Annotated in this window: 23 protein-coding genes and 1 tRNA gene; 8 read left to right on the forward strand and 16 right to left on the reverse strand. The window is 28.9% G+C overall.

The window, feature by feature from the left end; genetic code table 4:
- Positions 1-13: 13 nt before the first annotated feature.
- Positions 14-1,369 carry an asparagine--tRNA ligase gene (gene asnS, locus VBM88_RS00440; protein ID WP_323680172.1) on the forward strand — a complete coding sequence of 452 codons (1,356 nt, stop codon included), beginning with the start codon at positions 14-16 and terminating at the stop codon, positions 1,367-1,369.
- A 76-nt stretch (positions 1,370-1,445) separates the two neighbouring features.
- Positions 1,446-2,216 (forward strand): hypothetical protein, encoded by a 771-nt coding sequence (locus tag VBM88_RS00445; RefSeq protein WP_323680173.1) that lies wholly within the window; start codon positions 1,446-1,448, stop codon positions 2,214-2,216.
- Between the two features lie 41 nt (positions 2,217-2,257).
- Here the strand turns inward: VBM88_RS00445 and VBM88_RS00450 are convergent, their stop codons facing one another.
- The 13 genes from VBM88_RS00450 to VBM88_RS00510 form a co-directional block, all read right to left on the reverse strand.
- On the reverse strand, positions 2,258-3,001 hold the full coding sequence (locus VBM88_RS00450; protein WP_323176525.1) for a hypothetical protein: 744 nt from the start codon (positions 2,999-3,001) through the stop codon (positions 2,258-2,260).
- Positions 3,002-3,108: 107 nt separating this feature from the next.
- Entirely contained in the window at positions 3,109-4,911 is a 1,803-nt protein-coding gene (locus VBM88_RS00455; protein ID WP_323680174.1) for a Vmc-like lipoprotein signal peptide domain-containing protein, read from the reverse strand.
- Between the two features lie 175 nt (positions 4,912-5,086).
- The gene (locus VBM88_RS00460) at positions 5,087-7,129 is read right to left on the reverse strand and encodes a hypothetical protein (protein WP_323680175.1); all 2,043 of its coding nucleotides are present in this window, start codon (positions 7,127-7,129) and stop codon (positions 5,087-5,089) included.
- A gap of 6 nt (positions 7,130-7,135) precedes the next feature.
- Positions 7,136-7,408: a hypothetical protein gene (locus VBM88_RS00465; protein ID WP_323177368.1), complete on the reverse strand. Its 273-nt coding sequence runs from the start codon at positions 7,406-7,408 to the stop codon at positions 7,136-7,138.
- Between the two features lie 3 nt (positions 7,409-7,411).
- Positions 7,412-8,434 (reverse strand): carbohydrate ABC transporter permease, encoded by a 1,023-nt coding sequence (locus tag VBM88_RS00470; protein WP_323680176.1) that lies wholly within the window; start codon positions 8,432-8,434, stop codon positions 7,412-7,414.
- Positions 8,358-9,374, reverse strand: coding sequence for a sugar ABC transporter permease (locus VBM88_RS00475; protein WP_323680177.1), 1,017 nt, complete (start codon positions 9,372-9,374; stop codon positions 8,358-8,360). The genes VBM88_RS00470 and VBM88_RS00475 overlap by 77 nt, the downstream gene beginning before the upstream one ends.
- 34 nt (positions 9,375-9,408) lie before the next feature.
- Positions 9,409-11,487 carry an ATP-binding cassette domain-containing protein gene (locus VBM88_RS00480; protein WP_323189049.1) on the reverse strand — a complete coding sequence of 693 codons (2,079 nt, stop codon included), beginning with the start codon at positions 11,485-11,487 and terminating at the stop codon, positions 9,409-9,411.
- 70 nt (positions 11,488-11,557) lie between these two features.
- Entirely contained in the window at positions 11,558-12,973 is a 1,416-nt protein-coding gene (locus VBM88_RS00485) for a thermonuclease family protein (protein ID WP_323680178.1), read from the reverse strand.
- An 87-nt stretch (positions 12,974-13,060) separates the two neighbouring features.
- On the reverse strand, positions 13,061-15,466 hold the full coding sequence (locus tag VBM88_RS00490) for a P68 family surface lipoprotein (protein WP_323680179.1): 2,406 nt from the start codon (positions 15,464-15,466) through the stop codon (positions 13,061-13,063).
- Between the two features lie 311 nt (positions 15,467-15,777).
- Positions 15,778-16,455: a TrkA family potassium uptake protein gene (locus VBM88_RS00495; protein ID WP_323189046.1), complete on the reverse strand. Its 678-nt coding sequence runs from the start codon at positions 16,453-16,455 to the stop codon at positions 15,778-15,780.
- Between the two features lie 14 nt (positions 16,456-16,469).
- Positions 16,470-18,167 carry a potassium transporter TrkG gene (locus tag VBM88_RS00500; protein WP_323680180.1) on the reverse strand — a complete coding sequence of 566 codons (1,698 nt, stop codon included), beginning with the start codon at positions 18,165-18,167 and terminating at the stop codon, positions 16,470-16,472.
- An 81-nt stretch (positions 18,168-18,248) separates the two neighbouring features.
- A complete protein-coding gene (locus tag VBM88_RS00505) occupies positions 18,249-18,494 on the reverse strand; it encodes a YneF family protein (protein ID WP_323177362.1) in 246 nt (81 codons plus the stop codon).
- 47 nt (positions 18,495-18,541) lie between these two features.
- On the reverse strand, positions 18,542-19,621 hold the full coding sequence (locus VBM88_RS00510) for a M42 family metallopeptidase (RefSeq protein WP_323680181.1): 1,080 nt from the start codon (positions 19,619-19,621) through the stop codon (positions 18,542-18,544).
- Between the two features lie 104 nt (positions 19,622-19,725).
- Between VBM88_RS00510 and VBM88_RS00515 the strand changes: the two genes are divergently transcribed.
- Positions 19,726-19,810: transfer RNA gene (locus VBM88_RS00515), tRNA-Leu, on the forward strand.
- Between the two features lie 89 nt (positions 19,811-19,899).
- Here VBM88_RS00515 and VBM88_RS00520 read toward each other — a convergent pair.
- Together VBM88_RS00520 and VBM88_RS00525 are read right to left on the reverse strand one after the other, a co-directional pair.
- Positions 19,900-20,163, reverse strand: coding sequence for an HPr family phosphocarrier protein (locus tag VBM88_RS00520; RefSeq protein WP_257088861.1), 264 nt, complete (start codon positions 20,161-20,163; stop codon positions 19,900-19,902).
- A 107-nt stretch (positions 20,164-20,270) separates the two neighbouring features.
- Positions 20,271-21,788 carry a phospholipase D-like domain-containing protein gene (locus VBM88_RS00525; RefSeq protein ID WP_323680182.1) on the reverse strand — a complete coding sequence of 506 codons (1,518 nt, stop codon included), beginning with the start codon at positions 21,786-21,788 and terminating at the stop codon, positions 20,271-20,273.
- A gap of 236 nt (positions 21,789-22,024) precedes the next feature.
- Between VBM88_RS00525 and VBM88_RS00530 the strand changes: the two genes are divergently transcribed.
- Together VBM88_RS00530 and rpsT are read left to right on the forward strand one after the other, a co-directional pair.
- Complete coding sequence (locus VBM88_RS00530; protein WP_323680183.1) at positions 22,025-23,710, forward strand: hypothetical protein; 1,686 nt, start codon at positions 22,025-22,027, stop codon at positions 23,708-23,710.
- A 55-nt stretch (positions 23,711-23,765) separates the two neighbouring features.
- On the forward strand, positions 23,766-24,026 hold the full coding sequence (gene rpsT / locus VBM88_RS00535; RefSeq protein WP_257088867.1) for a 30S ribosomal protein S20: 261 nt from the start codon (positions 23,766-23,768) through the stop codon (positions 24,024-24,026).
- A gap of 88 nt (positions 24,027-24,114) precedes the next feature.
- On the opposite strand, the gene VBM88_RS00540 is transcribed toward rpsT, so the two are convergent.
- On the reverse strand, positions 24,115-24,984 hold the full coding sequence (locus tag VBM88_RS00540) for a Cof-type HAD-IIB family hydrolase (RefSeq protein WP_323680184.1): 870 nt from the start codon (positions 24,982-24,984) through the stop codon (positions 24,115-24,117).
- A gap of 66 nt (positions 24,985-25,050) precedes the next feature.
- Between VBM88_RS00540 and VBM88_RS00545 the strand changes: the two genes are divergently transcribed.
- Genes VBM88_RS00545 through VBM88_RS00555 form a run of 3 tightly spaced genes read left to right on the forward strand, consistent with a single transcriptional unit; the run spans position 25,051 to position 26,433 of the window.
- Positions 25,051-25,533, forward strand: coding sequence for a hypothetical protein (locus VBM88_RS00545; RefSeq protein WP_323680185.1), 483 nt, complete (start codon positions 25,051-25,053; stop codon positions 25,531-25,533).
- Positions 25,533-26,039 carry a hypothetical protein gene (locus tag VBM88_RS00550; RefSeq protein ID WP_323680186.1) on the forward strand — a complete coding sequence of 169 codons (507 nt, stop codon included), beginning with the start codon at positions 25,533-25,535 and terminating at the stop codon, positions 26,037-26,039. The genes VBM88_RS00545 and VBM88_RS00550 overlap by 1 nt, the downstream gene beginning before the upstream one ends.
- Complete coding sequence (locus VBM88_RS00555; protein WP_323680187.1) at positions 26,020-26,433, forward strand: hypothetical protein; 414 nt, start codon at positions 26,020-26,022, stop codon at positions 26,431-26,433. The genes VBM88_RS00550 and VBM88_RS00555 overlap by 20 nt, the downstream gene beginning before the upstream one ends.
- Positions 26,434-26,547: the final 114 nt, after the last annotated feature.

The following is a 26,547-nucleotide window of genomic DNA, read 5'->3' on the forward strand; positions in this document are numbered from 1 at the left end:
TTAGGAGAAATTTATGTACTCAATTAAAAAAATATTATTAAGACCTGAGTTTTTTGATGGTTGAACTGATGTAACTATTAAAGGATGAGTTTCATCAAACAGAGGAAACAAAAAAATTCGCTTCATTGAAGTAAACGATGGTTCAACTATTTCAAACTTGCAAGTAGTCTTCAAAGGCGAAGCTTTTGATTTTGACTTATTAGACCAAACTAAACCTGGTTCAGCAATCATTATTAAAGGTTCATTGCATGCAACACCAAATGCACCTCAACCAATTGAATTAGTAGCTACAGAAGTCACAGTAAAAAAAGTTGATGAAGATTATCCAATTCAAAACCAAGAAATCAACCTTGAAACATTAAGAGAAATCCCACACTTAAGACACAGAACAAACTTAATTAAAGCAATTATGCTTGTTAGATCAACATTAGCTCACGAAATTCACAAGTACTTCATTTCAAAAGAATTCTTCTTAATGGCTTCTCCAATTATTACAAGTAACGATGGAGAGGGAGCTGGAGAAACTTTTATAGTTTCAGATAACGAATCAAAAGATCCATTCTTTGGAAAATCTAAGAAAGCTACACTAGGTGTTACTGGACAATTACATGGTGAAAGTTACGCAGTTGGAATGAACAAAATTTATACTTTTGCACCTACATTTAGAGCAGAAAACTCAAACACAAAAAGACACTTAGCAGAATTCTGAATGATTGAACCTGAAGTTGCATTCTACAACTTATTTGATGTTATTCATTTAGCAGACGATATGCTTAAAGTTGTTGTAAGAAACACATTAGCTAAAAACAAAACTGAAATTGAATATTTAGATAAAGTAACAAACAATGGTTTAATCGAAAGATTAGAACACTTTGTTGAAACACCTTTAAAAATCATTGATTATAAAGAAGCAATCGAAGAACTTAAAAAAGTTGCAGATACATTTGAAAACAAAGATATTTACTTCGGTTTAGATTTAGCTTCAGAACACGAAAAATACTTAACAGATAAACTTTATAAAGCACCTGTTGCAGTAATTAACTTCCCTAAAGATTTCAAAGCATTCTATATGAAACAAAATGAAGATAGTAAAACAGTTGCTGCATTTGACTTATTAGTACCTGGTGTAGGAGAAATGATTGGTGGTTCTGAACGTGAATCTGATTATGATAAATTAGTTACACGTGTAAAAGAATTAGGCATTGACCAAGAAGACTTACAATGATACTTAGACTTACGTAGATTTGGGCATATGTTAACTTCAGGATTTGGAATTGGATTTGAAAGATTAGTTATGTATGTCACTGGTACAGAAAACATTAGAGAAACAATTCCATACCCAAGATCAAACGGAAGCATCAAAATGTAATTTAAACACTCTTTATGAGTGTTTTTATTTTATAAAAAGACGTGTAAGTAATATAATAATTAAATAAAGGAGTTTAATGAAATTAATATTTAACGATTTGCCAATTTGAGCTCACTTACTCATCTTAGCCGTATTTTTTGCAATTTTAATTGTAATACTAACTTTTGCACATTCTTTCATTCAAAAAACTGTAAGATTAACAAATTCATATAAACAAGCACAAATTCAAAAATGAAGTGAAGAAAATAAAGTTGTGAATAAAAAGTATTTAGATGGAGCTAAAAAGATTTTTAAATATATCACTATACCATTTGTTATGCTTTCTGCTTGAATTTTTATCTCACTTGTCTTTTCTATTATGGATATAGTATATTCAGCTAGAGAATTAAGTATTAGTGATTCACTTGATACATCTGTTTTATTTACATTAATAATAGCATCCAGCTGCATAATAATCACATTAATGTTCATTTTTCATATTGTTATGTATTCTATACAATATGCAAAATTTGTTAAATTACTTAAACAAATTAAAAATAGCAAAATACAATGAAAAGAAAATGCAAAACTATTCACTAAAGCATATGACAATAATGGAAGCTCAACTGAATTTGAACTTAAAAATATTGGCGCAAATAGCGACTTCAATAAATTTATGAATAATGGTGTTATAGGATTAGCTATTAATGGTGTAAGAGAGTTGTTTGCTCCTAAATTATGAAAATGAAACAAAGAAACTTACAGCGATATTACATATTTTGTATTTAATTTTGAAGATATCGAAGAATTTTTAGTTAATGAAAATGATTCATATGTTAAAACTTGAAAAGAATTAAATCAAAAGTAAATGAAAATCAACTAGATAAAAATTCTAGTTGATTTTTTTAATTAATAAAACTTTTTAATTAATTGGTAAAGTGATTCTATAACATTTGTATCATCAACATGCATTGAATCAACATTTACATATTGAGTGTCAAATAATGCATAGTATAGAACCTTACCCTCTTTAAATCATTTAGGTAATATTGCGTTTTTATATAATTTTGTGAAATTTGGAAGTCTATATGAGAGTGTTGTTGCTCTGTTTTTGATTATTAATTTGTCTAATTTCATTTTTTTAGGAAATTCTTTAGTTGAAATTTTTGAATAGAAATAATCTGCAAGATCTTTATGTTCTTCTGTTATATCAATAATTTCTCAACCTCTCATTGTTTTATGTCATACACGAGCTACTACAATGAAGTTTTTAAATAATAAATATGAGAAGTATCCGTTCATTAAGATTAAAGCAATGATAATAAGTAAGTTTGTTATTCTAGTAATACCTTTGTCAGTATTTGTTCCTAAAAAATCTTTTAAAAAATATACTGATGCAAGACAAATTGCAAATACATTAAAAATAAATTGCAGCGAAATTAAAATAATTAACATAATGTAATGAAAGTTTCAATATTTATTCATTCTTTCATCAATTTTGTAAGAATTAAAGAATTTTTCATTATTTTGAAAATGTACTGCATTCATTTTTGTATGATTAATGAAGTTTCCATAAATAATAGCAATAGATGCAAACAGCAATAGTCCTGTACTGCTAAATGCAACTGCTAATCAAAAAAATACACTTGACATAAGACCCCCTTTTGGTTTAATGATATTTATTTTAATAATTTTACATTATTAAAATTAAAATAAAAATAACTAGATTAATCTAGCTATTTTTCAAATTTATATAATCATTATATTAATGGAATTTCAGCTTTGAATGAATCTCCAATTTTGTTGTTTTTAAAACTTGTAGGATCAAAGATATTTGCATCATAGATAATTACAACTTGCTCTTTTTGTGAGTCATATTTAGCTCATTTACTATCTTGGGGATATACTGCCTCTTCTCTATCTTGAGCAATCATTTTTCAATTTGAACCATCTTTATTTAATTCATCTAATATAGCTTGAACTTTATCTGCCCTGTCGTAGTTAATTTCAGTTAAACCAACTATGTCAAATCCTAATGCTTTAATAATTTTTGAGATTGCTATATATTTGAAATCTCTGGTACTTAGGAATGTTTCATAATCATCAGATGTTCCATAGTTTAACACATTTCAGTGAGCTATACGAAGTGCGTTAGCATCTTTTCTATGTAAATCTATAGAATGGTTTGAATGTGGTAAAGTAACATTATTTTTAACTTTAACATCAGTTCATACAGGGGCATGATCTGATAATCTAGCTCTAATTGGTTCTTTAGGTTTATTACTTGTGTAGTAATTTAAGTTCATATCTTCAGGTGCAAGCACATTGTTTCTAAATGAACTTCAAATATCAAATTTAAATGCTAATTCAGGCGTATTAACTTGTGTCAATGTTTCTAAATATTGTTTATTTTTGTTCTTAAAGAACATTTTATCATATGGTTGTGAATATACACCATTTGTTCTACCTAATGATGTGTAGTGAGTCTTATCGTCAGCTTCGCCTAAATTAGTAATTGTAAATTTATAGCTTTCTGGATAAAGATTTTGAATACTGAAGAAATCAGCACTAATGTTTGTATCACCACCAAAAATAACAAAACTATTATCTTGTGAAATTGATTCAAAATGTCTTGCTACATTTGGTAATCCTAAAAATTCAGAAACTTCTTGAGCTCCTGCTGATTTTGGTTTACCATTTGCTGTTTTAATATTGAAGTAGTCTGTATTTATTGATTGTTCATCTTTAGCATTTTTAGCAACACCTGGAGAGTCTAAGTGGGCGAAAATTGTTGTGAAGTATGTATTGTCATTTTTAAGTTTAAATTGTGCTCCAAAAGGTGGTCTAACATATACTGTTCTTTTTTCGCTATTAATAATGTATCCTTCAGGTTCTTCTGGATTAACAGGTTCTGGTTGAGTTTCAGGATCAGGTTGAGGGTTAGGATTCTCATTTCCTGGATTAAGATTGTTTGGTTGTGGATTTGTTGGTTCTACAGGAGGATTTTGAGTACCTGGGTTATTTGGTGGAGTAGTTGGCTGTTTTGGAGTTGTTGTTGTTTCTTCTCCAAATAAGAAGACTTGTTCTCCACCTTTGTTGTGTAGTTTATCTCAGAAACGAAGAGTAACTTTTTTATCCTTTTTGTTAAATCTACATCTAATTTTCTTTGTTCTTAATCTTTTATTGTTAGCATCAGTTTCATTTTTATATAAATCATGCTTTGTTCTGTCGAATCTGAAGACAAATTCTTTAACAGTTCCTTTTTTAACAAAAACATTACCATCATCATCTAATGTTAAATCAAATTCAACTTCTTTTGTGTTGTTTTGATCTAATGATTCTACATAGTTTGTTAATGTTTCTTTTGTATTATCTAATGAAACTGAAACACTGAGAGGCTGAACTGATAATGATGGTTTAGGCTGTTCTGGATTAGATGGGTTTTGTCCATCAACTGGAGTTGTTGGTTTATCTGTTTTTGTTGAATTACATGAAACAGCAACAGCGGCGACTGTTGGTATTGAAATAAGTGAAGCTAAAAGTAATTTAAATTTAGTTTGCATATTGCGCCTCCTTAACTTAATTTAATATGAACTGTACATATTTTTAATTGTAATAAATTTACGAAATTTGTTAAGGTTAAATTCAAATTTAATTAATTTTTTTCACATTTTGTGAAAATTAAAAAAGCAAAACCTTTTTAAGATTTTGCCTTTGTTTTTCAACTTTTTTGAATTCTTATTTAATATTTGCATATGGAAGATACTCAGCTGATACTGTGTATCCTGTTGGTAATGAAGTTTGAATTTGACTATTAATGTATTCAACTGATAAGTTTGAAATATCTTTTCTTGAACCAATACTGTTAACTAATTTCTTAGTTGCATTTTCCCCTTCACCTTCAGTTACATATTCATTGCTTGTGTAATAGAATTCTGTGTAAAGTTTAAATACATCTAAGAAGTATCATTCACCTGTTTTTCTATTTTGGAATTCTAATCAGTAACTATTTTCAAGTTCTGGTGAATTCCCACGAATTACTTGGATGTTTGTGATACCTAATGTAAATCCAATTTTTGCAAATAATTCTGCAAATGATTGAACGTTTGTACCAACTTTAGCTTTTCCTTGTAATAACTTTTTGAATGATTGTTCATAACCTTCTTGTAAAGTTACATCTATTGTTGCTTCTAAGTTTGTTGCTCTTCTAGGTAACTTGTATTGATGAGTCATAATTGCATCAATTTCTTTATCAATAGCTTTAGTTTCCTCATTTTCAACACCATTATTTGCTTTTAATAAAGCGATTTTTTGAAGCTCAATTTCTTTTAATCTTGCAATATCCATCATCATTTGGTCATAAATAGGTTGACAGTGATCAAGATACTTTTGGAATGTTTCTCTATCTTTGGCTTTAGTTGTTGATGCTTCTAATTTCATTCTAGCATTTTGGTATTGTCCTTGTAATGATGTGAAGTACCCGTATGCTGTAAGAGGTTCTGTACCAAATCAAGCTAAATATTTGTGTGTTTGGAAGAATTTAAGTGGGTCACCACTAAATTCAGATGCCTCTTCAGGTGTAAGAGCTGTTTGATTGAACTCTGCAATATTATGAGACGTTATCTTATTAATGTTATCAATTGAAATTTGTTTAAATATTTTGAAATCATCTGATGGTTCATTTGTATCTGGGTTTAATCCATCAATGAAGTATAAAGGTGAAAATCCTCCTCCAACTCCCATCAATGATTGAGTCATAATGTTTCCATCTTTATCTCTTTTAATTGTGAATGATTGTGATTTTTGTATTAATAAGTTAACAATATTAGAAACCATATCACGTTCTTTAGAAATTGTTGAATCATAATCAAAGTTTAATAATGAACCTTGAATTGTTTTAAAGAATGATTGGAAAAGTGATGAAGAAATACCTGAATTAGTTTTGTTAACTACTGAGAAATTGATTGTGTAACTTCTATCAGCTGCATTTTGTTTAAGAATTCTGCTATTTGAATCTCTTGTTTCATCTTCAATAATAGCATCCATAAATGGAGAATTTTTAAAGTAAATTTTAAGAGCTTCTTTGACATCTTCTAATGAAATGAATTTGGCAGGATCTTCGTTGAAGAAAACAACTTTCATTAATGAATCAATTTTTGAAACGATTGCAATTTGCTTTTCTGAGTAACCTGCATCTTCTAACTGTTTAGCAGTTAATTTTTGAATTGCAACTTTTTCGAAATCTTCAACTTTTTCAGTAGGGTGTTTTGTATTTGTATCTTTTGAAGCGTAATAGTCATTAAGTAATGTTGCAACGCTACCAACTAATGTACGTGCCTTATCTTTTGCATCATTATTTGCATCTTTTAATGTTTCTGAAAATACTTTTTCATCTACTGAAATTGATTTGTGGTTTTCGCTAATTGTATATAACTTATCAGCAACAATTTTTACATCATCGTTTTTAATATCGAATGAATTTTTGAATAAGAAATCTCAGTATGTGAATGTATAAGTCATAACATTACTGTTATCAAGTTCTTTAAAGAATTGAATTAAACCAGGTTTTTGTTCTCATTCTTTAAATTTAGCTATAACATCAGCATCTTTACTTCTCTCTTGTGTTCTTTTTACAAATGAGTTATTGACATCATAGTTTTTAGCAAATTTTACAGTAACATCATCTTCATATAAACATGAGACTGCTGTAAGTGGCATTGTTACAACTGCAGCTGTTCCTAGTAAAAATGGGAAAGCTTTTTTAGAGAATAATTTTTTCATAAATAACTATCCTAGCATTTCAGAATATCTTCAAGATTTAATTCCGGCATATGTTATGACTGAACCCATCAAGAATAATAAGCATGAAAATGCTAAACCTCCTATTGAATAAGCTTTTGTATATTGATATGATTGTAAAATTTTAGCATCTAAGGTAGTTTTGTTAATATCAAGTAATGATTGAACATTATTAATTAAAATTGATAAACCAATAATTGCACCTAATGCAACCACTGTTAATATTGCTCAAATAACAACTTTTGTTCTAACGTTTTTCATATACTATCCTTTAATTGTTGAACCTTGTCTACTGATTGATGCCATAATACGTTTTCTAAAGATTAAGAAGAATAAGAACACAGGAATAATTGAAAGAAGTGATGCAGCTAATTTAACGTTTTGCATTGTGTTTGCTCCTGATTCTGGATCACTTGGATCGAATCCAGCTTTGAATAATCACACTGACATAACTTGTAAGTCTTGACCACCAATTGTAGAAATAAGAGCTGGTCATAAGTATGAGTTTCATGAAGCAAGAGATGTAAGAATAACGATTGTTAATGTTGTTGGCATAACCATTGGGAATGCAACTTTGAATAAGTATTTCATTCCTCCAGCACCATCAACAAGTGAAACTTCTTTAATTCTTCCAGGGATTGCTTCGAAAGCATTTTTATACATAACTGTATTGAAAATACTTGCTGTGAATGGGAACGCAACTGCTAATAAGAATGTAATGTAAGTTTTGTAAAGTTTTGTTTTAAGAACAATTAAGTATTGTCCTGATAACAAGGCAACTTCTGGTAATACAAGTAAGGCAAGAGCAATAAATCACACAAGTCCTTTTCCACGTCAGTTTCTTAGTGAGAATGCATATCCCATTAAGAATGTAACAAAGACCTTAAGTACAACTGAAATAATAACATTGAGCGTTGTGAATACAAAGGCCTTACCATAACCTGTTGAGAATGCTCTCTTATAAGTGTTAGCTACAACTTCAGATCATGAAGCAATAACAAGGTGCCCTTCTATGTATGTTTTTCCTTCTGCAAATGAAGGTAAGAATTTAAATTGTTGTTTTAATGATTGAGATTCACCATCGTTCATTAATGAAATTGAGATCATGTAGAAGAATGGGAATAGGATAATAACTCCAAATAATGCAAGTAAGAATAATTTTAATGCTGATGAGGTAAGGACTTTTGAAAATGAAGTCTCTTTAACTTGACTAGCTGACTTCTCTTGATTTTTGCGCAATTTCTTTTGCATCATGCGCTTGTGTATTCATAACTTTAACTCAAACATTTCTTTCTCCTAAGTTATTTAATGTTAACTGCATCAAGAAGAATCCTCCACGGATCATTGATGAGAATATTACCCCGATCACGAATAGCGAGATACTTGCTGCTCCGGCTAAACGTCTGTCCCCTGTAGATGTAGCGTAGTACACGAACATCATAAGAGATGAACCCCCGTTGTTTAAAGCGTTATTTGGTTTGTTTTCAAATAATGCTAATGGGAATACTTTAAGACCACCAATAATTCCTAATGTAATTAAGAAGTTAATTGTACTTTTAATTGATGGTAATGTAATTGCGAAAAATTGTTTAACTTCACCTGTTCCATCGATTGATGCTGAACGGTATAAGTTTTTATCAACACCCAACATAGCTGTTGTGAAGATTAAGATATTGAAAGCAAGACCACTTCAAATACCATTAATAATCATAGCTACAAGAGCGTTGAATGTGTAAGGATCACCTGTTGTTAATCATGGAATATTTTTTCCGATTAATTGGTTAACAAGTCCATATGTACTGAATAATTGAATGAATGCTAAAGAAACAGCAACAGCATTTGTAACATAAGGCATGAAGAATACTGTTTGTCAAAATCCTCTAGCTCACTTTCTGTAAAGCTTAGCAATAACTGATGATACTACTAAGGCAATCATCATAACAAATGGAAGAACAAATAAACCATAGATAAATGAGTTTCTAACCCCAACAGCAAAGTATTGGTTTGTGAAAACACTTGCATAGTTTTGTCCTGTTAATGATCCTGTTTCTGTTGTTAATGATTCATAAATATTAATGAATAAAGGTGTAATTGTGAATAATGATAACAATATAACACCTGGTAATAAGAATAACATCGGAATTCAGAACGGTGTTTTCTTATCTAAAATTGTGTGTGATAAAGTAGATTTTCTTTTTGCTTGTTTTTTTGTAGATCAATTAAACAAGAAAGGAAAATTTTCTTGTATAAAACTATGAAACTTATTTCTTGATATCATATTCTATTCTCTCTTCAGATAAAGCATCAAAAATGTGTAATTTCTTCAATGGTACATCGAAGTAAATTTCATCATTTTTAGCAAATGAGTAGTTGTTGTCTAATAAGAAGTTAATTCTTCCTACTCCTTCAACTAAAACAACTAATTTACTTTCTTTTCCGAAGTTTTCTACCACTACTACTTTACCTTTGAACATAGAACCTTGTTCTTTTGATTTAATAATGAAATCTTCTGAACGAACACCAATGTTTAATGTGATGTTGTCTTTATTGTCATGAAGTTTGATTTCTGGAAGTTTTACGTCAGCCATTGTAACTACACCATCTTTAACTTCTGATTTGAATAATCCCATTTCTGGCATACCAAGGAATCTTGCAACGAATTGGTTTCTTGGTTTTGAGTAAAGTTCCATTGGTGTACCCATTTGTTGAACTCTAGCAGTTGACATACATACGATAATGTCTGAAATAGACATAGCTTCTTCTTGGTCGTGTGTAACGAAAACTGTTGTAATACCTAATGATTGTTGGATTTCTCTAATTCATTGACGAGTTGAGATACGTAATTTAGCATCTAAGTTTGAAAGTGGCTCGTCCATTAAAAGAATTTGAGGTTTTTTAACAATAGCACGTGCAATAGAAACACGTTGTTGCTGTCCTCCTGATAAACGAGTAGGTTTCTTTTGTAAGATGTGAACAATTTCTACACGTTTAGCAACTTCCATAACTTCGTTGTGAATAGCTTTTTTAAGACTGATAACTTTCTTAGATAATTCTCTAATTTGTTCTCTGTCTTCATCTGATAATAAAGCAAAACCAATAGTTTTTCTTTCTCTTTTCATTGCTTCTTTAACAGAATATTTGTCTTCAAGTTCTTCAACAATACTGTAGAAGTGTTCTTCAGCTACTTTTGGTAATCTCTTTTCATCAGAAACTAACCCTAAGTATTCTTCATCTTCTTTAATTGTTTTGTTGTATTCTGCTTTAGCATCTAAGTATGCAGCTTTTTTTTCAGCTTTTTCTACTTGGTATCTAGCAATGATTTCTTTTTGTTTTAATAAGAATTTGTAACGAGTTAATAATTTAATAGCTTTTTGTTCTAATTTAATAATTGCTATTCTGTCTTTTAAGACTAATTCACTTAAATCAAGTTGAACTAACTCAGCTGTGAAATCTTGTAAACTATTAATTCTTTCTTGATACTCTTCTTCTGATTTTGGTTTTGAGAATTTAAGAATGCTCTTGTCATATGAAGCTAAGAATTCTGATTGTTTTAATTCATTTTCATTAATTAACCCATTAGCTTTATCATGAGCGAACTTGTATTTAATGTCTTGGATTTTTGTCGCTGAATCTTGTTTTGTTTTTTTGTTAGTTTTAATAACATTCTTTGTTAATACTGAAATTTCTGCATTTTCGTGAACTACTGAAACTGAATAATCAGTATGTGCTTTTTCAAGTTTGTTACTGATTCTTGAGTATGCTTCACTAACTTGACGTGAAATTTCAGTTTTAACTAATTTATAGTTTTTGAATGCTTTATTTAAGTGTTCAATTTCTGCTTCAGAAGCTCCTAATTTTCTTAAGTAAATAGAACGAATTCCATTTTTAGCTTCTTCTTTTTCTAAATAGAATTTTCTTTGTCATTCTGAGTCATTTCTTAATGGGAATGCAATATTGTGGTAAACACTCATGTGTGGGTATAAAGCATAGTTTTGGAAAACAAACCCGATTTTTCTGTTTTGAGGTGTGAAGTCAGTAACATCTTTACCTCTGAAAAGAATTTTTCCTGATGTAACTGTTAATAAACCTGCAATAGCATTAAGAGTTGTTGTTTTACCTGAACCAGATGGACCAAGTAATGTAACTAATTTTCCTTCTGGAATTCTAAAACTAACATTATCAACAGCTAATGTTTCACCGAAGTCAATGTTTAAGTTTTTTAATTCAATAGCAGGAATAGAATCGACATCAGTCGCTTCTAATTCTGAAACATATTGATTAATTTTACGAATATCTGCTTCGTGAGCTGATGAAAATGTTGTATTTTCTTTTTGTTTCATTTTATCCTTTCTTAATAAGAAAATTTAAAAACTAAAATTGCTTAAATCAATATTGTTAATTTTATTAATTCTAAGCCTCATTATTTTTTTGTAAGATTTTGTAAAGTTCCTCAAATGCTTGTCATTTACTATTTCTCTTTGCTATATAAACATATTTTTCAATTTGTTCTGCCTGTTCAAAGTAGTGGAAAAATCCTAATTTGTTTTCACGAGCATGGTTAAATGCTAATGCAATTTCTGGATAAATGCTGTTTACGTAGTTTGGAGAAGTTTTTGGTTCATTGTAATTTGCTTTTCAGTTAGCAAATGAATCATATGGTAATGTTAATCCTTCTCTTGTAATCTCTGCGTTATATGAATATCCAAAATCCTCACCAAAGAATATATCTGCAGTTAATCTACCATATGAGTCAGAACCAGATGTGAATCCGATTTTAACTTCATTTTTAACATTATAGAATTCTGAATTTGGATCATCATTAAATAAGATTTGTTTTCCAAATTTTGATGATAATAATGCGAATCCATATTCGAATGGACAAGATAAAGTACTTGATACAGCTTTTTCTGGTGTGTCAATTCCTGAATATCTAATTGTGTATTTTGATCCTTTTGTTATAGAAGTGTTAATCATTTTCTTGTCTTCTAATGCTACAACAGTTGCTGTATCACCATCTGATACGCTAATAACTTTAGCTCTAAATGAGTTCATATCAATGAGTTTATTGTTTCAATCAATAGATAATTTTTTCATTTTTGTATAAGATGGTTTTACTTCGAAATCAGACAATTTAGGCGTAATTGTAGAAGAAACGTTTAAACCGCTAGCTTGTGCAACAGTGCTAAATTTAGGCACTTTTCATAATTGACCATCTAATTTAATTGAAACTTCGAAATTAAAGTTAATTAATACAGGAATAGATGTCATATTTTGTAATAAAGTTTCTCTATTTAGTAAATCTTGTTTGAAATAATCACTTTTTGTATTTAATCCCATTGAATATGGATTTTTTTTATCTATTTTTACAATAACTTCATATTTTTTACCTGCATTTATATCATTAATAAAGTATGTATATTTTTTATTAATGAATGACTCTTCATATGATACAGCTGAATTAGAAGGAATTAAATATTGTGATTGTGCAACTATTTCAGGGTTAATGCTGAAACCAGAAGTCATCTCATTATTAAGATCAGCACCAATAACATCTTTAATAGAATCAACAGCTTTAGCGAATTCAACTCTTGAATCTATAGATTCAATTGCCGGAACAACTTGTGCTGTTTTAGTAAATTTATTTTTTTCAAATTTTAAAGAAGTTAGAACAGGACCACCCACTTCTACATCCACTATGTTAGTACCCTCTCGAACTTTAACAACAGTAGCTTTATTGTCGTAACCACATGAAACACTCATTGCAATTGGTGTTAATGATAATGCTGAACCTAATACTAAAGGTATTAATTTATTTTTTAGCTTCATGTTTCTCCTTAATTTAAAAGCAAAAATATAGTTTTAACATAATTAAAACTATATTTTCATTTGTTTTTTAATGTATGAGAATTTTTGTTATTTAACTGTAGCGTTTCTAATAAAGTCCTCAAATGTTGGTTTTGCATGTGAAGAATCTGCTTTGTTTGAATCGATTCCTGCTTGTAATGAGTCTCATGCTCCTTGAACTCCACTTCTGAATGAATCAGCAAAAATTGCTCCTGGTTCTTCAAATGTTACATATGGAACTTCATCTGCATCTGTTGACTTAGCAACGTTTGAGAATAATTCGAATGCTGTTTTTAAGTATGGGTTAAGTTTTCCTTTTGTAGGGAAATCTGTATTCTTTTCAAATCCTTTGTAAGGAAGAATGTATCCCATAGCACTTTGGAACATGTCACGTGGTGTTAAGTTTTCTGCAATAACTTCTTCTTTTCCACCGTTACCTTGAATTGCGAATTTTTCATATGAAGTTTCTGATGTTATTAATCAATTTACAAATAATTTTGTTGCAAGATCACCTGCTTCAGTTGTATGAACACCGATCATTGATGGTCCTTGTACATAAACAACATTATATGGATCTTCAGAAGTTCATCTAAGTGGAACTGGTTGAGAAATTAATTCCTCTTCACCTAATAATTCAAGAGCTGAAGTTACTTTAATTGTGTATCCCATTGCAGTTAATTTAGCAACAAGAGCTTCGTCAGTGCTTTTAAGTGATTTGTTATCAACTGAATCTAAAAGTAAAATACCATAGTATTTTGTGCCATTTTTCTTTTTCAATTCAGCAACTGGAACATTTTGTGCTTTAGCTTTTTCAATAATTTGGTCGCTACCATCTTTGTTAATTATAATTAATGATGCTTTTGGTAATGCTTCATCTGTTAATGCATCAGTAAATGTTCTTTCTTGAGCTGCATCAACAAATTGAAGTTCATAATTAGCATTTTTACCATCAGGGAATGTTGCTACTGATGCACTGTGAATTGCATTGTTGTAACTTCCGAATGCTAATTTTCCAGATTCTAATTTTGATAATAAAACTAATCCTGGAGTGCTCTTGTTTTTAGAAAGTTTTAATGAGCTTCCTTTTTCATCGATTTTTAATGATGCACCTTTGTTAAGACTGTTAATTAAATTTGATGACTCACCTGAAACATAGTTGTGTGAATATCCAGCTGTTGAACCAATTGAAAACGCCATGTAGTGTTTTGTTTGGTCATTTGATGAATATTGACCACCAGGATAGATTTTTAATCCTCCTGTTTCAATAGCAGCTTTTGTTTTATTAAAGATTTCTTGTGTTTTTACATAAGCTGATGTACTTTGTTTGCTAAGAACATCATAGTTAATAGATAATTTTCCAGCATTTCTTGATACTGATTCAATCATTGCTGCTGAAGCTTGTTTAAGAGCATCTTCTTGAGTTAATGTTGTTCCAGCTGATTTAGCTGCATCAACTTGATCTTTAAGTAAAGCACTATATAAAGCTTGGTTGTATAAAGCTGTATAGTCGTCTACTCCAAATACGTGTAATGTTGAATTTGTTGCAGCTGAGTTTACAAATAATTTTTGTGCCATAGCTGCAAAATCAAGTAATTCAGCATATGAGTTAAAGATTGCTTTACTTAATTTCTTAACATTACCACCTGTTCCTTTGTATTCGTTAACAATTGTTTCAACGTTTGCAACAGGTTCTCCTCAGATTTTCTTAACACCTTCACGGTCTCCTTGACCTTTTGCTTTAATGTTGTTGTATTCTTCTTGGAAATCTTCTGCAACTACCATACCTTTTTCTACTAAAGTATCAAGAATGTATGAAAGAACCGGTGCGTTAATTGAGAAAATTGTTGTTGATTTAAACGCAGGTAAAATTCATGTTGATGGTAAATCAATATGTTCTGTTTGGAAGTTAGAAGTAATGAATTTTTCTGAGAATTGTGATAAATCTGTACTTGCTGATTTTAAGTTATCATTAAAACTTAAAAGCATTTTTGCTTTTGCTAACTCTGAAGCAACTGTACTATAGTTTAAGATAAGGTTCATAAAGTCTGAGTTTTGTCTTGATGAAAGACCTTTTGTAACAATATCTTTACCAGCTGAGTATCCTGAACCTAAACGTTTTAGTCCTACTGGTAATGAACCTTTAAGTTTTGGTGCAACTTCTGTATTGTATTTTTCAACTAAAGCTGCTAAAGCTTTTTGTTGAACACCACCATCTGAGAATGTGTGACCAATAAGAATTTTGTCACCAACTGTAATTGTGTAAGGTTCAGTTGATGACATGTTAGGTGTTTCATTGTTTAAAATTCTGTCACCTAATGTTGAACCATTAATTTCTGATCCATTTTTTTCTTCTTGAGTAAATGTTTCACCAGATGCGCTTACACCACCTTCTTTACCACAAGAGATTGAAATAACTGGAGCTGTAAGAGCTAATAAAGCTGCTCCGTTAATTAATAATTTTTTGAATTTTGTCATTTTATCTCCTATATTGAAATAAAAATTTGAATAAATTTAAATTGTTTTGTTTAGATATTTTTGTTATGAGATTCTATTAGAAATCAATATACACAAATATTTTTTACGAATATGAATGTGAAAATTTCTAATTTCTAAAATTGAAAAAAAGTCAATTTAATTTCTGTATATTAGATTTCGTATTTATTATAAATAAATAAATAAATTTATTTATAAATATTTTCAAAAATTACTTATTTTTTTCACATTTTGTGAAAAATTAAGAAAAAAATAATTCCACATGTGGATAACTTACACGTGGAATTGAAATTTTAGTCTACTTTATTAAATCATTCAAGCGCAGTTGTTACATCACCTATCTCACCAATGATTGTAATATTGTCATCTTTATGTAATGTAACATCCCCTGTTGCGCGTTTAAAAACCTTATCAGCTGATTGAATTAAAACAATAGTGATACTCTTTTCATTTAAACCAATTTCCTTAACTTGTTTGTTAAATAAGTTTTGGTTCTTAATTTTTGTTGAACCAACAACAAAGTTTCCTCCAATTTCTTGAAGTGTTTCACTATATCGAATAAAGTTTTTGTTAGCTGCAATTAAGGCTGTTCTTGTACCTGATTCAAACTCAGGACGAATAATCACGTTAACACCAATTTGCTTTAAAACTCTTGCGTGACGTTTTGTTGATGCTCTTGCAATAATGTTTTTTACTTTAAGTTCTAAAAGTGCAGCAACAATTTCGATGTTGTCTGATACAGCAACAACAACGGTTTCCATTTGGTCAATACCAATAGCTTGAAGCGTTCTTGTATCAGCTGCATCACCAATGATAATTTTGTCAACTTCATCTGCATAAAGTTTCGCATTTTCATCATCTTTATCTAAAATGACAACGTCTTTTTTAAGTTTAATTAATTGATCGATAACAGCTTGACCGAATCTTCCTGTTCCGATAACTACTATTTCATTTTCATATTTGAGTTTCATATTTTCTCCAATCATTAACCAATGATAATGTCAGCTTCAACATATTCATAGGTACGACTAAAATCTTTTTTACGTTTTCAAACATTAAGTGTTGAACTAATTCCAAATTGTCCAATGAACATAACAATAATTAATGTTAATTTTGAAACTATATTTAAGTTTTTTGTAATTCCTGATGATAAACCAGTTGTTCCAAAGGCACTTGCTACTTCGAAAATTAAATTTTCCATTGAGAATCCTTCATTAGGATCTTGCAAGAATGCGTTTTCGATTTTTCCACCATAATCTTGGAATGAACTGAATAGAATCATTGAAGCAATAAGAATAATAATTGTTGCAATTGTTAATATTTTTGCAGACATATTAACAGTGTCTTGGTTGATAGCTCTCTTGAACACTCTAACTCTTGGTCTACCAAATAAAATTCTATATAGACCTAGAATTATAAGAGCTAAAGTTGTGGTTCTTATACCTCCACCGGTAGATGCAGGAGCTGAACCAATTATCATCATAAAGATAAACACAAAGGTTGAGCCGTGTGTAAAATGTTTCATATTTACAGTAGCAAATCCAGCACTTCTTGTTGAAAGAGATGTGAAGAATACTGCAAAGAATTTATCAAATGTATTTCCGTATAATTGACCTTTTTCAATGTATTGCTTAAGATTTGAGAATTTTTCTAATTCTAAATCTTGGACATTTGCACCTTTTGAGAATCATTCAATGTAAGTTTTGTGAGTTTCATTACCAACTCCCACAGGTAAGTGATATTGATTTCACAATGAATATGGATTTGAAGATGAAAGTTCAAATCCTAAGGAAATTCCAAATCCAATTAAAAATACAATTACATAAGTTGTAAGTGAAACTTTGGTGAATATTGAAAATTTAAATTGTGTATCCTTTCTTCTAAGTTTGCGTTTGATATAAGACACAATATCGTGAAGAGCTGGATAACCTAATCCACCAATAATAAGTAAGATAATAAAGCAAATTTGTAAGAAGTAATTTTGATAATACGGCATAAGTGAAGAGCTTGACATAATATCAAAACCAGCATTATTGATTGCTGATATAGTATGGAAAATTCCATATTTTAAAGAAAGAACAAAATTACCTTGAGGATTTTTGAATGATCCATCAGTTAAAATTTGTTTCATTCCCTCTGTATGTTTTGGTGTTGCGAAATAGAAATAAAATGTAAGAATAACACTGAATAAACAAATACAAATAAAAATAAATTTAACTGATGAAATAATTAATTTTGTAGTCTGTGTTACATCAGATACACCCCGTTCAGTTTGCATAATTTTAATCTCAGCAAGGGTGGATGTTTTTTTACCAAATAAGTAGTTAATGGCAAAAAACTTAAGTGCAAAAATACCAATTCCACCAGCTAAAATCAAGATAGCAATAATTGCTTGACCTAAATCATTTCACTGACTAAATGTATCAACAGTCACCAGACCGGTATCACTAAATGCACTAGCTGTTGTGAAAAATGCATCAATGTATTTAACACGTGCAGCTTCAGGATTTTGTGCTATTGGTGAGAACAAAATCAAACTGGAAACTAGAATAATCAATAAGTAAATAAATAATAAATACTTAAGTTTTGATATATTGTTTTTTCAATATCAAAACTTTCTAATTAATTTTGCTAATCTCGAGTTCTGAATCCTTAACTTAATACTATAAGAAGTCTTACTCAAAATTCCTCCAAACTTACATTATTAAATGTAATTTAATTATATTAAATTAAAAAAATTCATTATTAAAATGAATTTATTAAATTATTTTTTATTTTTTTCAGCATTCATTGATTTCATAATTTGACGAATTTGTGTTTCTGATGCTGTTCTACCCATTTGTTTGAACATTACTCTAATCATTTTTTCATTGATAGGTGGGTTTTCTCTAAGTTGTTTTTCAAACATTCTTTTAGCAATAAAGAATGTTACTAAAGCAGCTGCAATAACTACAAATATTACAACAGCAATAATCATCCCAACAAATGCTCCAGTTTGCATTTCAACCATAATTATTCTCCTTAAAATAAATTTTGTAATGAGTTTTAATAATTAAATTAAATATATTTTATTTTATCATAGTTTGTCTTATTAAAATCTTTTAAAAAGTTAACCAATAAATCTTTAGTAGCTATTAAATCAGAAATTGAACAAACACCAATAGGGCTATGTAGATATCTTTGTGGGAGTGAAATTGTTAAAGTTGCAGCTCCACCTTTTGCAAATTGAAGCTCATGAGCATCTGTACCTCCACCCATTGCAACAAATTTGTAAGCTGGAATTTCATATTTAGCAGCAACTTCTTCAAAGAATTGAACTAATTTTGTATCCATTAATGTTCCACCATCTTTAATTCTAAGAGCAGCACCTTTAAATAATTCTGTTGTTCCCGGAATTACATCTGGTGTATCGTGCGAAGAAGTTGTATCAAGTGCTATTGCGACATCCGGATTAACAAGTGCAACTGAACTTCTTGCTCCTCTTGTCCCGACTTCTTCTTGAACTGTTCCAACCAAATATAAATCAACATCTAGATTTAAATCAGCAACTTCATTTGCAATAAATTCTAAAACAGTTACACCTGCTCTATTGTCCATTGCTTTTCCACCAATTAAATCAGGATTATCAAATAAAATAGTTTCTCCACTCATTTGAACTCTATCACCAATTGTTACTCCTGCTACTATTGCTTCTTGTTCATTTTTAAATCCAAAATCAGCATAAAGTTCATTATTAGTCATAGCTTTTGAAACTTTAGAATTTTCCATAATGTGAATACTTGTGTGTCCAAATACACCTAAATATTCTTTGTTTGCTGTGATTAATTTAGCTTTTGTTCCAATAACTGTTGAAGCTCAAATTCCACCAATTGGACTTAATAATAATTGGCCTGTTTTTTCAATTCTTCTTACAATGTAACCTACTTCATCCATATGTGCTGCAATCATAACTTTTGGAGCAGATGGATTTTTAGATGGTTTGTGAAAAATGATTGAACCTAATTTATCTCTTGAAATTCTGTAAACTGATGAAATATTTTTTCTTAATTCATCTGCTACAGGTTCTTCGTATCTTGACATAGCTTCGATTTCTAAGTATTTAATTAATTGATTTTTAAATTGTTCTTTGTTGTTCATAAACACCTTCTGATTTGTAAAAATAGCTTTAAATTAAAGTTAATTTAAATTATATAAATCTTTATAAATTTTTTTAATTTTGTTTTATAATATTTTTGCTAATTGCGTGAGTGGTGAAATTGGCAGACACGCTAGATTAAGGCTCTAGTGGGGCGACCCATGCAGGTTCAAGTCCTGTCTCGCGCACCATATGACACTAAAAAGTGTCTTTTTTTATTTTCTTTTTGTACAAAAGGTAAAAAGAAAAATCGCCATTATTGTAGCGATTTTCAGAACAATTAAATTAAACCATGATTTTTTAAAGCAGCTTCAATAGCTTTTACTGCTGCTTCTTCATCTTCTCCGAGCACTTTAACTGTAATTTCAGCTCCGTGTTTAATTCCTAAAGCCATAATGTTCATAATTGATTTTAAATTAGCTTCACGTCCATTGTAAATTAATTTAGAATCTGATTTGAATTTTGTAGCTGTTGAAACAATTAAAGTTGCTGGTCTAGCATGTAAACCAATTGGATCAATAATTTTAGCTGTGAATTCTTTCATTGTTTTCTCCTTTGTCTCTTTGCAATTGATTTTAATAAAATGCTATTTAAAAATTTAACAAAAATAAAATTAAAAAAAGTAGTTTATCTAACCAAAATATACTCTTATTATATCAATGGTTTAGTTATATCAAAAACAAATTTATTAAATAGATTACTTTTTTTCTTATTTTTACAGTTTTTTTTCATATTTTCAGATTTTTTATCATATTCGTCAAAAATCTGAATTAGTTTTTGGACCGATTTTCCTTCAAAAACATCCATTGTTTCATATTGTGAAAACATACTTCTACTATCTCAGTTAGTTGTTCCAACTCAAGCGATTTTGTCATCAACTATCCCTGCTTTAGTGTGTAAAAAATGGTCATCATAAATTTTTACCTCTAAACCATATGGAATTAATTCTTCAAGTTGAGATAAACTGATTTTATAAACCAACTTCTTATCTGGTAACCCTGGGAAGTAAATTGTGATTTTCACATTATTTCTCAATGCTAAAATCAATTGTTTTTTAAGTGCATTAGTAACTGAAAAGTATGGTGTGCAAATACGAATTGACTTTTTAGCAGTTGCAATTAATTTTAGTCATAAAAATTCTGATTCTGAATAGTCAAAATTAGGTGATTCTAAAATTAAAAATGAATTATTTTCATATTCTCGATCACTAGCATCAATAAATAATGAACTTCTAATTTCAATATTTTTATTAGTTATTATTTTTCAAAACTTAATAAAATGAATTATATATGTATTTATATATGGGCCTGTAATCTTATAGTTAAGATCAATTCAGTGTCCATATTTTTTTGACATTGATGAATATTCATCTGAAATGTTGTTTCCACCTGAGAAAACCATCTTGTTATCTATAATAATAAACTTCTCATGGTTTCTTGAGAAACTACTTGCATTAATAAATGGATAATAAATTTTTCCGATATAGGCAAACTCAATGTTTGGATGTTTAGATAATTTAGATAACTTTCTTTTTTGTGATGGCGTAGCACCAAAATCGTCAACAAGTCATTTAATTTTTACACCTTCATTAGCTTTTTTAAGTAGTAAGCTTAAGAAGTGTTCTGAGATTTCTGATTTTTTAATTATGTATGTAATGATGTAGATTGTTTTTTTTGCATCATTGATTCCATTAAATAAGTGATCATAGAATCTATATCCTTCTTCATAGAATTCAATGTTCGCAGGTAGGATAACATTATTATTAAGATTTGTAAGCTCTGTTAAATTATTACTTTTATAACTTAATTGATTTTGATTTTTCACAAACAATGGAACATATTGTTTTAAACAGTACATCGGATTTTTATTAACCTTAATTTCATTTTTATTTTTTCAATGGAAACCATAAACAATAAAAATAACATGTCCGATTATTGGTAATAACATCGTTAAATAAATTCAAGAAAATTTCGACTCATGTTGCTTCTTTTGACTGTAAATAACAAAGACAAAAGTCACATTAATTACATAGAACAAGAAGATGAAAAAATATGAAACTTCTTTGTAAATATTAAGCACTAAAAACGATACAAAAACAACAGTTAATGTAACAATAAAAAATGCAATGATAAATGAAATTAATCACTTTAAGTTATTTTTAGTAATCATGATTTAATTTTATATCATTTTATTCTTTTTGTCCTAAAAAATAGCACTTAAAAAATATTTTAATCACAAAAATAAATTTGGTTTTGGTATAAAATAAACATTATTTTAAATAATTAAAATCAAGACAAAAAGGATTTATGAAACAGCAGAATTTACTTAGAAAACTCAAAGCTTGATCAGCAATTATTATAATTGCTTTAATCTCAATTTTTACCTTTACTTTAGTCGGTGTAAAAATGAGTAACAGATTTAAACCATCCTTCTTTAATTACAAGTCTTATATCTCAGATGAGAATAGGGATAAAATTCAAGAAAACTTCTCTTACAAAACATTTGATGAAATTAACGAATTCACAGTTGCCCTTGTAAATTCAAAAGCAATTGCTGGAATTGGAAGCGATTTCCAAGCAGTTAATTTAATCAAAAAAGACCTATTAGCACCAATTGATTTTAAAAAGTTGCTAAATTTATCAGAAGAGCCTGATAAGGAGTTGCTTAAAAACATCTTGCAAACTATTTACACACCTATTGTGTTTGAACATTTAGCAAGTTATGATGAAGATCTAAAAACAGATCAATCAGGTAAAAAATATGAGGAACCAAGACACTTGTGAGAATACTTTGTTCCATACTTTATGCAAGATGCAGTAGTCGCATTTAACACAAAGAAACAAAAACAAACTAACGGTGTGCAACCAATCACAAAAGAATTATTAGATCAAAATAAAACAAAATTACAAGCTAACGGAACAAACCTTGAAGAGTTCGGCTCACTTAGTTTATATAACCAATTAAATACATTGTTTAGTAATGGATATTCCAACTTAACTATTACAGATGCTGTTAGAGCTAATATGTTATATGGTTCATTTTATGACTTTAAGCCTACCGGTGTAGTCTTAAACACAAATAATGATGTTACTAAAGATAACTACACAAAGTTTATCGACAACTTCTATTCGCTTGTTCAAAAAGGTACTGGAAAAAATCCAAATGATAGCAAGTACATCACATATGATGGTGATGGTCAAGGTATCTTAAATAAATTAATTAATCCACAATATCCAGAAGCTGACTCAGCTGTTATGTATAATGGTGATGCACTGGATGCTTACTTCTCAGATAACAACTATGAAGAAGTTGAAAACGGAACAGTACAATCATTTAAAATTGCACAAAACATCTTACTTATAGATGGATTAGTAGTTGCTAAAAACACATCAAAAGGAACTCTTGATCAACTCTATGAAACATTAAATTCATCAATTTATTCAAATATGGGTGAGTTATATAGATTCACAAAACAATTTAAAAATGATATTCAGCAAGGTATAAATAATTATTCACTTAAAATGTATGATGAATATATTGATTTAGTGTTCAGAGACTACTATACAGATTTAAATAAATATAATGATTTCAAGAGTCAACTACACGAGCTTTATAAAGCTACATTAATTGATATCAATACACTTAGTTCATATAAAGCAAAAGTTGAAGAATTATTTATTATTCAAGAAACTAAAAATGTTTTTGTAAGGTTGATTCAAGATTTAAATAATGAAGATCCTGAAAATGCAGTCGATATGAATGATGAAGATGAATTTAAGAAAAAGATTGAGTTTATAGTAAATCACATCGATTTTACTAATAGTAAATTTGTTAAAATAATGAATAAAAAATACTTACAACTTAATAACTTCGACTTTGTTAACTATACTCCTCCAACAAGATTTGAATATGAGTTAGTTAAAAGAAATTACTTCATTACAGATGACAATGAAGTAGATAATAGTGCATTATACATTTATCAAATTGAAAATGATCCAAACGAAAAAGTAACACACACTAAGATAAATGGTGTAGATGACAACTTATCTTCAAAAATCGGAATTGCATATAACCAAAAATTCAAAAGCTAAAAATATAGTATAATAGAAAAGATTTTTCACTTATATTTAGAAAAAGGGAGGATTTATGGCTAACATTAAATCTAAAGTTAAAAGTATAGCTAAGATGGAAAAAGCTCGTGTTAAAAACGCTGCTATGAAATCAAGAGTTAAAACAGCTATACGTAAAGCTAGAGAAGCTGTTTTAGCTAAAGATGCAAAAGCTGCTGAATTAGTTGCATTTGCTCACAAAACAATTGCTAAAGCTGTTTCTAAAGGTGTTTTCCACCCAAACAAAGGTGCTAGAAAACGTTCACGTTTAGATGAATTTGTAAACAAAAACAAATAGTTTAAACATCACAAAAAAACGGACTAATGTCCGCTTTTTTTATTTCTCTTTTTCACTTTTACAATAGTGCGCAAGTTATAAAAATTTTTTAGTACATAATTTTCTTATTTGTTTTTGCAATATTTCCCATTTGAGAAACAGCTCTTTTAAGTTCATAATCTCCACGGTATAAATAATCAACAATAGCTTCAGCTAATCCATCTTGAAGCACATCTGATGTGTAATATTTTGCAAATGATTTTGTATATTGGTCAGAATTATCCATTGCATATGAATATCCTGATAATTTAAACATTGGAATGTCATTTGGACTATCTCCAATTGTCATAACGTCAGCTAAATCAGCATTGAAAATGTTTTCACATAATCATTTCATTCCTGAACCCTTATTTACACCAGGATTAGACATTTCGATATATAAATAATCAACATTAACTAAGTCCAATTTAATATCTGATTTATTATATAAATCAACAAATTTTTCTAATTGTTCTTTTGTCCCATAAGCTTCAATTCTGTGTAAATCAGCTGGAATAGTTCCATCCGTAATTCACTTATCATATTCATTAAATGATGTTAAAAACTCATATATATCATCGTGAACATTGTATAAGTAGAATTGATTAACACCTGCATAATATAATGTAACATCAGCTTTGAGTGCTAAATCTCAAACTTTTTTAGCTTCATTAGGATCAATAATTTCAATGTGTAATGGTTTTTCTTCTTGCATATCATAAATAATCGCACCACTTGAACAAGATAAATATCTTGAATTAAGTTCTCTAGCTAAACGTTTGATTTTTTCTAAAACAGGATTACCTGTGTTGATTACAAATGGAATATTTTTAGATGATAAATCTAAAACTTGTTCTTTTACTTTTTCTGATAATTTTTTATGTGGAAATCCGTAAATTGTTCCATCCACATCACTAAAAACTGCAAATGATTTATTCATGCGAATATTATAAATTAAACTATCAAAATATAGCTAAAAATAATATTTTCAATTAAAATATATTTCATGAAAGATATTATTAAATATTTAAACAAAAGACTTAAGCATGATAAGAAGAAACTGCTTACTTACAAGATTATTGATATCAGTTTTTCTATCATAATTGCACTGCTTAATATTTCATCAATTATCATAGCTGCAATTGCGCTTTCAATCATTGTGTCACATGGACAAACAAATGGAGATGATGAATTACAAAGAAACTCATCATACATTTCAGTTATCTTACTTTGTGTGTTTATGATTATTCTATTCTTTTTAAACATTGGAATAGCTATTTATCGTAGCAATACTAAGATGTCAACTTATAAGAAAGTTCATGAAAGTTTGGAATATCTTGAAATTAAGTATGCTAATGGTTTAATTTCAGAAGAAAACTTAATTAAATTCATTGACTATATGTACACTGAAGCTAAATCATTTAAGAAATTAGTAATCTTAGAAGTTATTCAGGATGAAATTACCTCACCATCAGGAGGTAAGAAATAATGAAAAAGAAAAACATTACATTGAATGCTTATTTCAAGCTTTATAGAGAAACAAAACTTAAACTTATTGTGTATTCAGTTCTATATTATTTACTAAATGCATCAATAATCTTGTTTACACTTTTAAACGGTGTGATAGCAATTTTATTCCTTGCAGGGGCATCTTCTTATTATCCTGACGGTATGACTAATCCGTACAAAAGTTTTTTAAACTCAAATAGTAACTACATTATCTTGTTAACAATTGTTAATGCAATAATCACTTTTACTTCAGGTATATTATCATTCTTTGTTATTAATAAAAAAGCAATCTTTTATCAAAGTAAAATTAAAGCAATTCAACTGGAACACCTTTTATACAAATCTAAATTACACATATATAAGGATTTAAATAATAAAGAAGCAAACTTTACATTATTTAAAAGAACAATGAGCATATTAGAAATAGACAGATACAAATCAAGCGACTTTGAAAAAGAGGTTAATAATGGACAAAAACAAAACTAAAGAACAAAAGAAAAACAAATTACAAATCAATAGCATTAATGATATTGATAAGGTCAAAAATAGAGTTTATTTTAAATACATTACAAGTAAAACTTTATTTACATTATTAAACGTTATTTCTATTTTCTTATCTGCTTCAATTATTGTTCTAAACTTATATTCAATTAGATTTAATATCTTGCCTGCTAAAACAATGGACTTATTTGTTGCGATTGCTTTATTCTCTGTTATCATAACAATGCTTGTATCAATTCAAAGCTTCTTGGCTATAACAAACAAGACAAACGAATATAAAGATAAGATTTCAAGAAATGTTGAATTCTTAAAAGAGTTTAAAGAACAAACTCAAATAACTGATGATGATATCGAAGTTATTAAGCAAATTATTGAATAAAATGGATGAATGAAACTGAATTAAAAAAGTTTCATTCATTTTTTATTTGCCTTGCACATCCCGAGTTTCCAAGTTTGACCTTTTTTAAGGGTCGTTTTTTAATCCATATATCTA

This window comes from Mycoplasma sp. 1232 (genome assembly GCF_034863345.1).
In the GTDB taxonomy this organism is placed as follows: Bacteria; Bacillota_I; Bacilli_A; order Mycoplasmatales; family Metamycoplasmataceae; genus Mycoplasmopsis.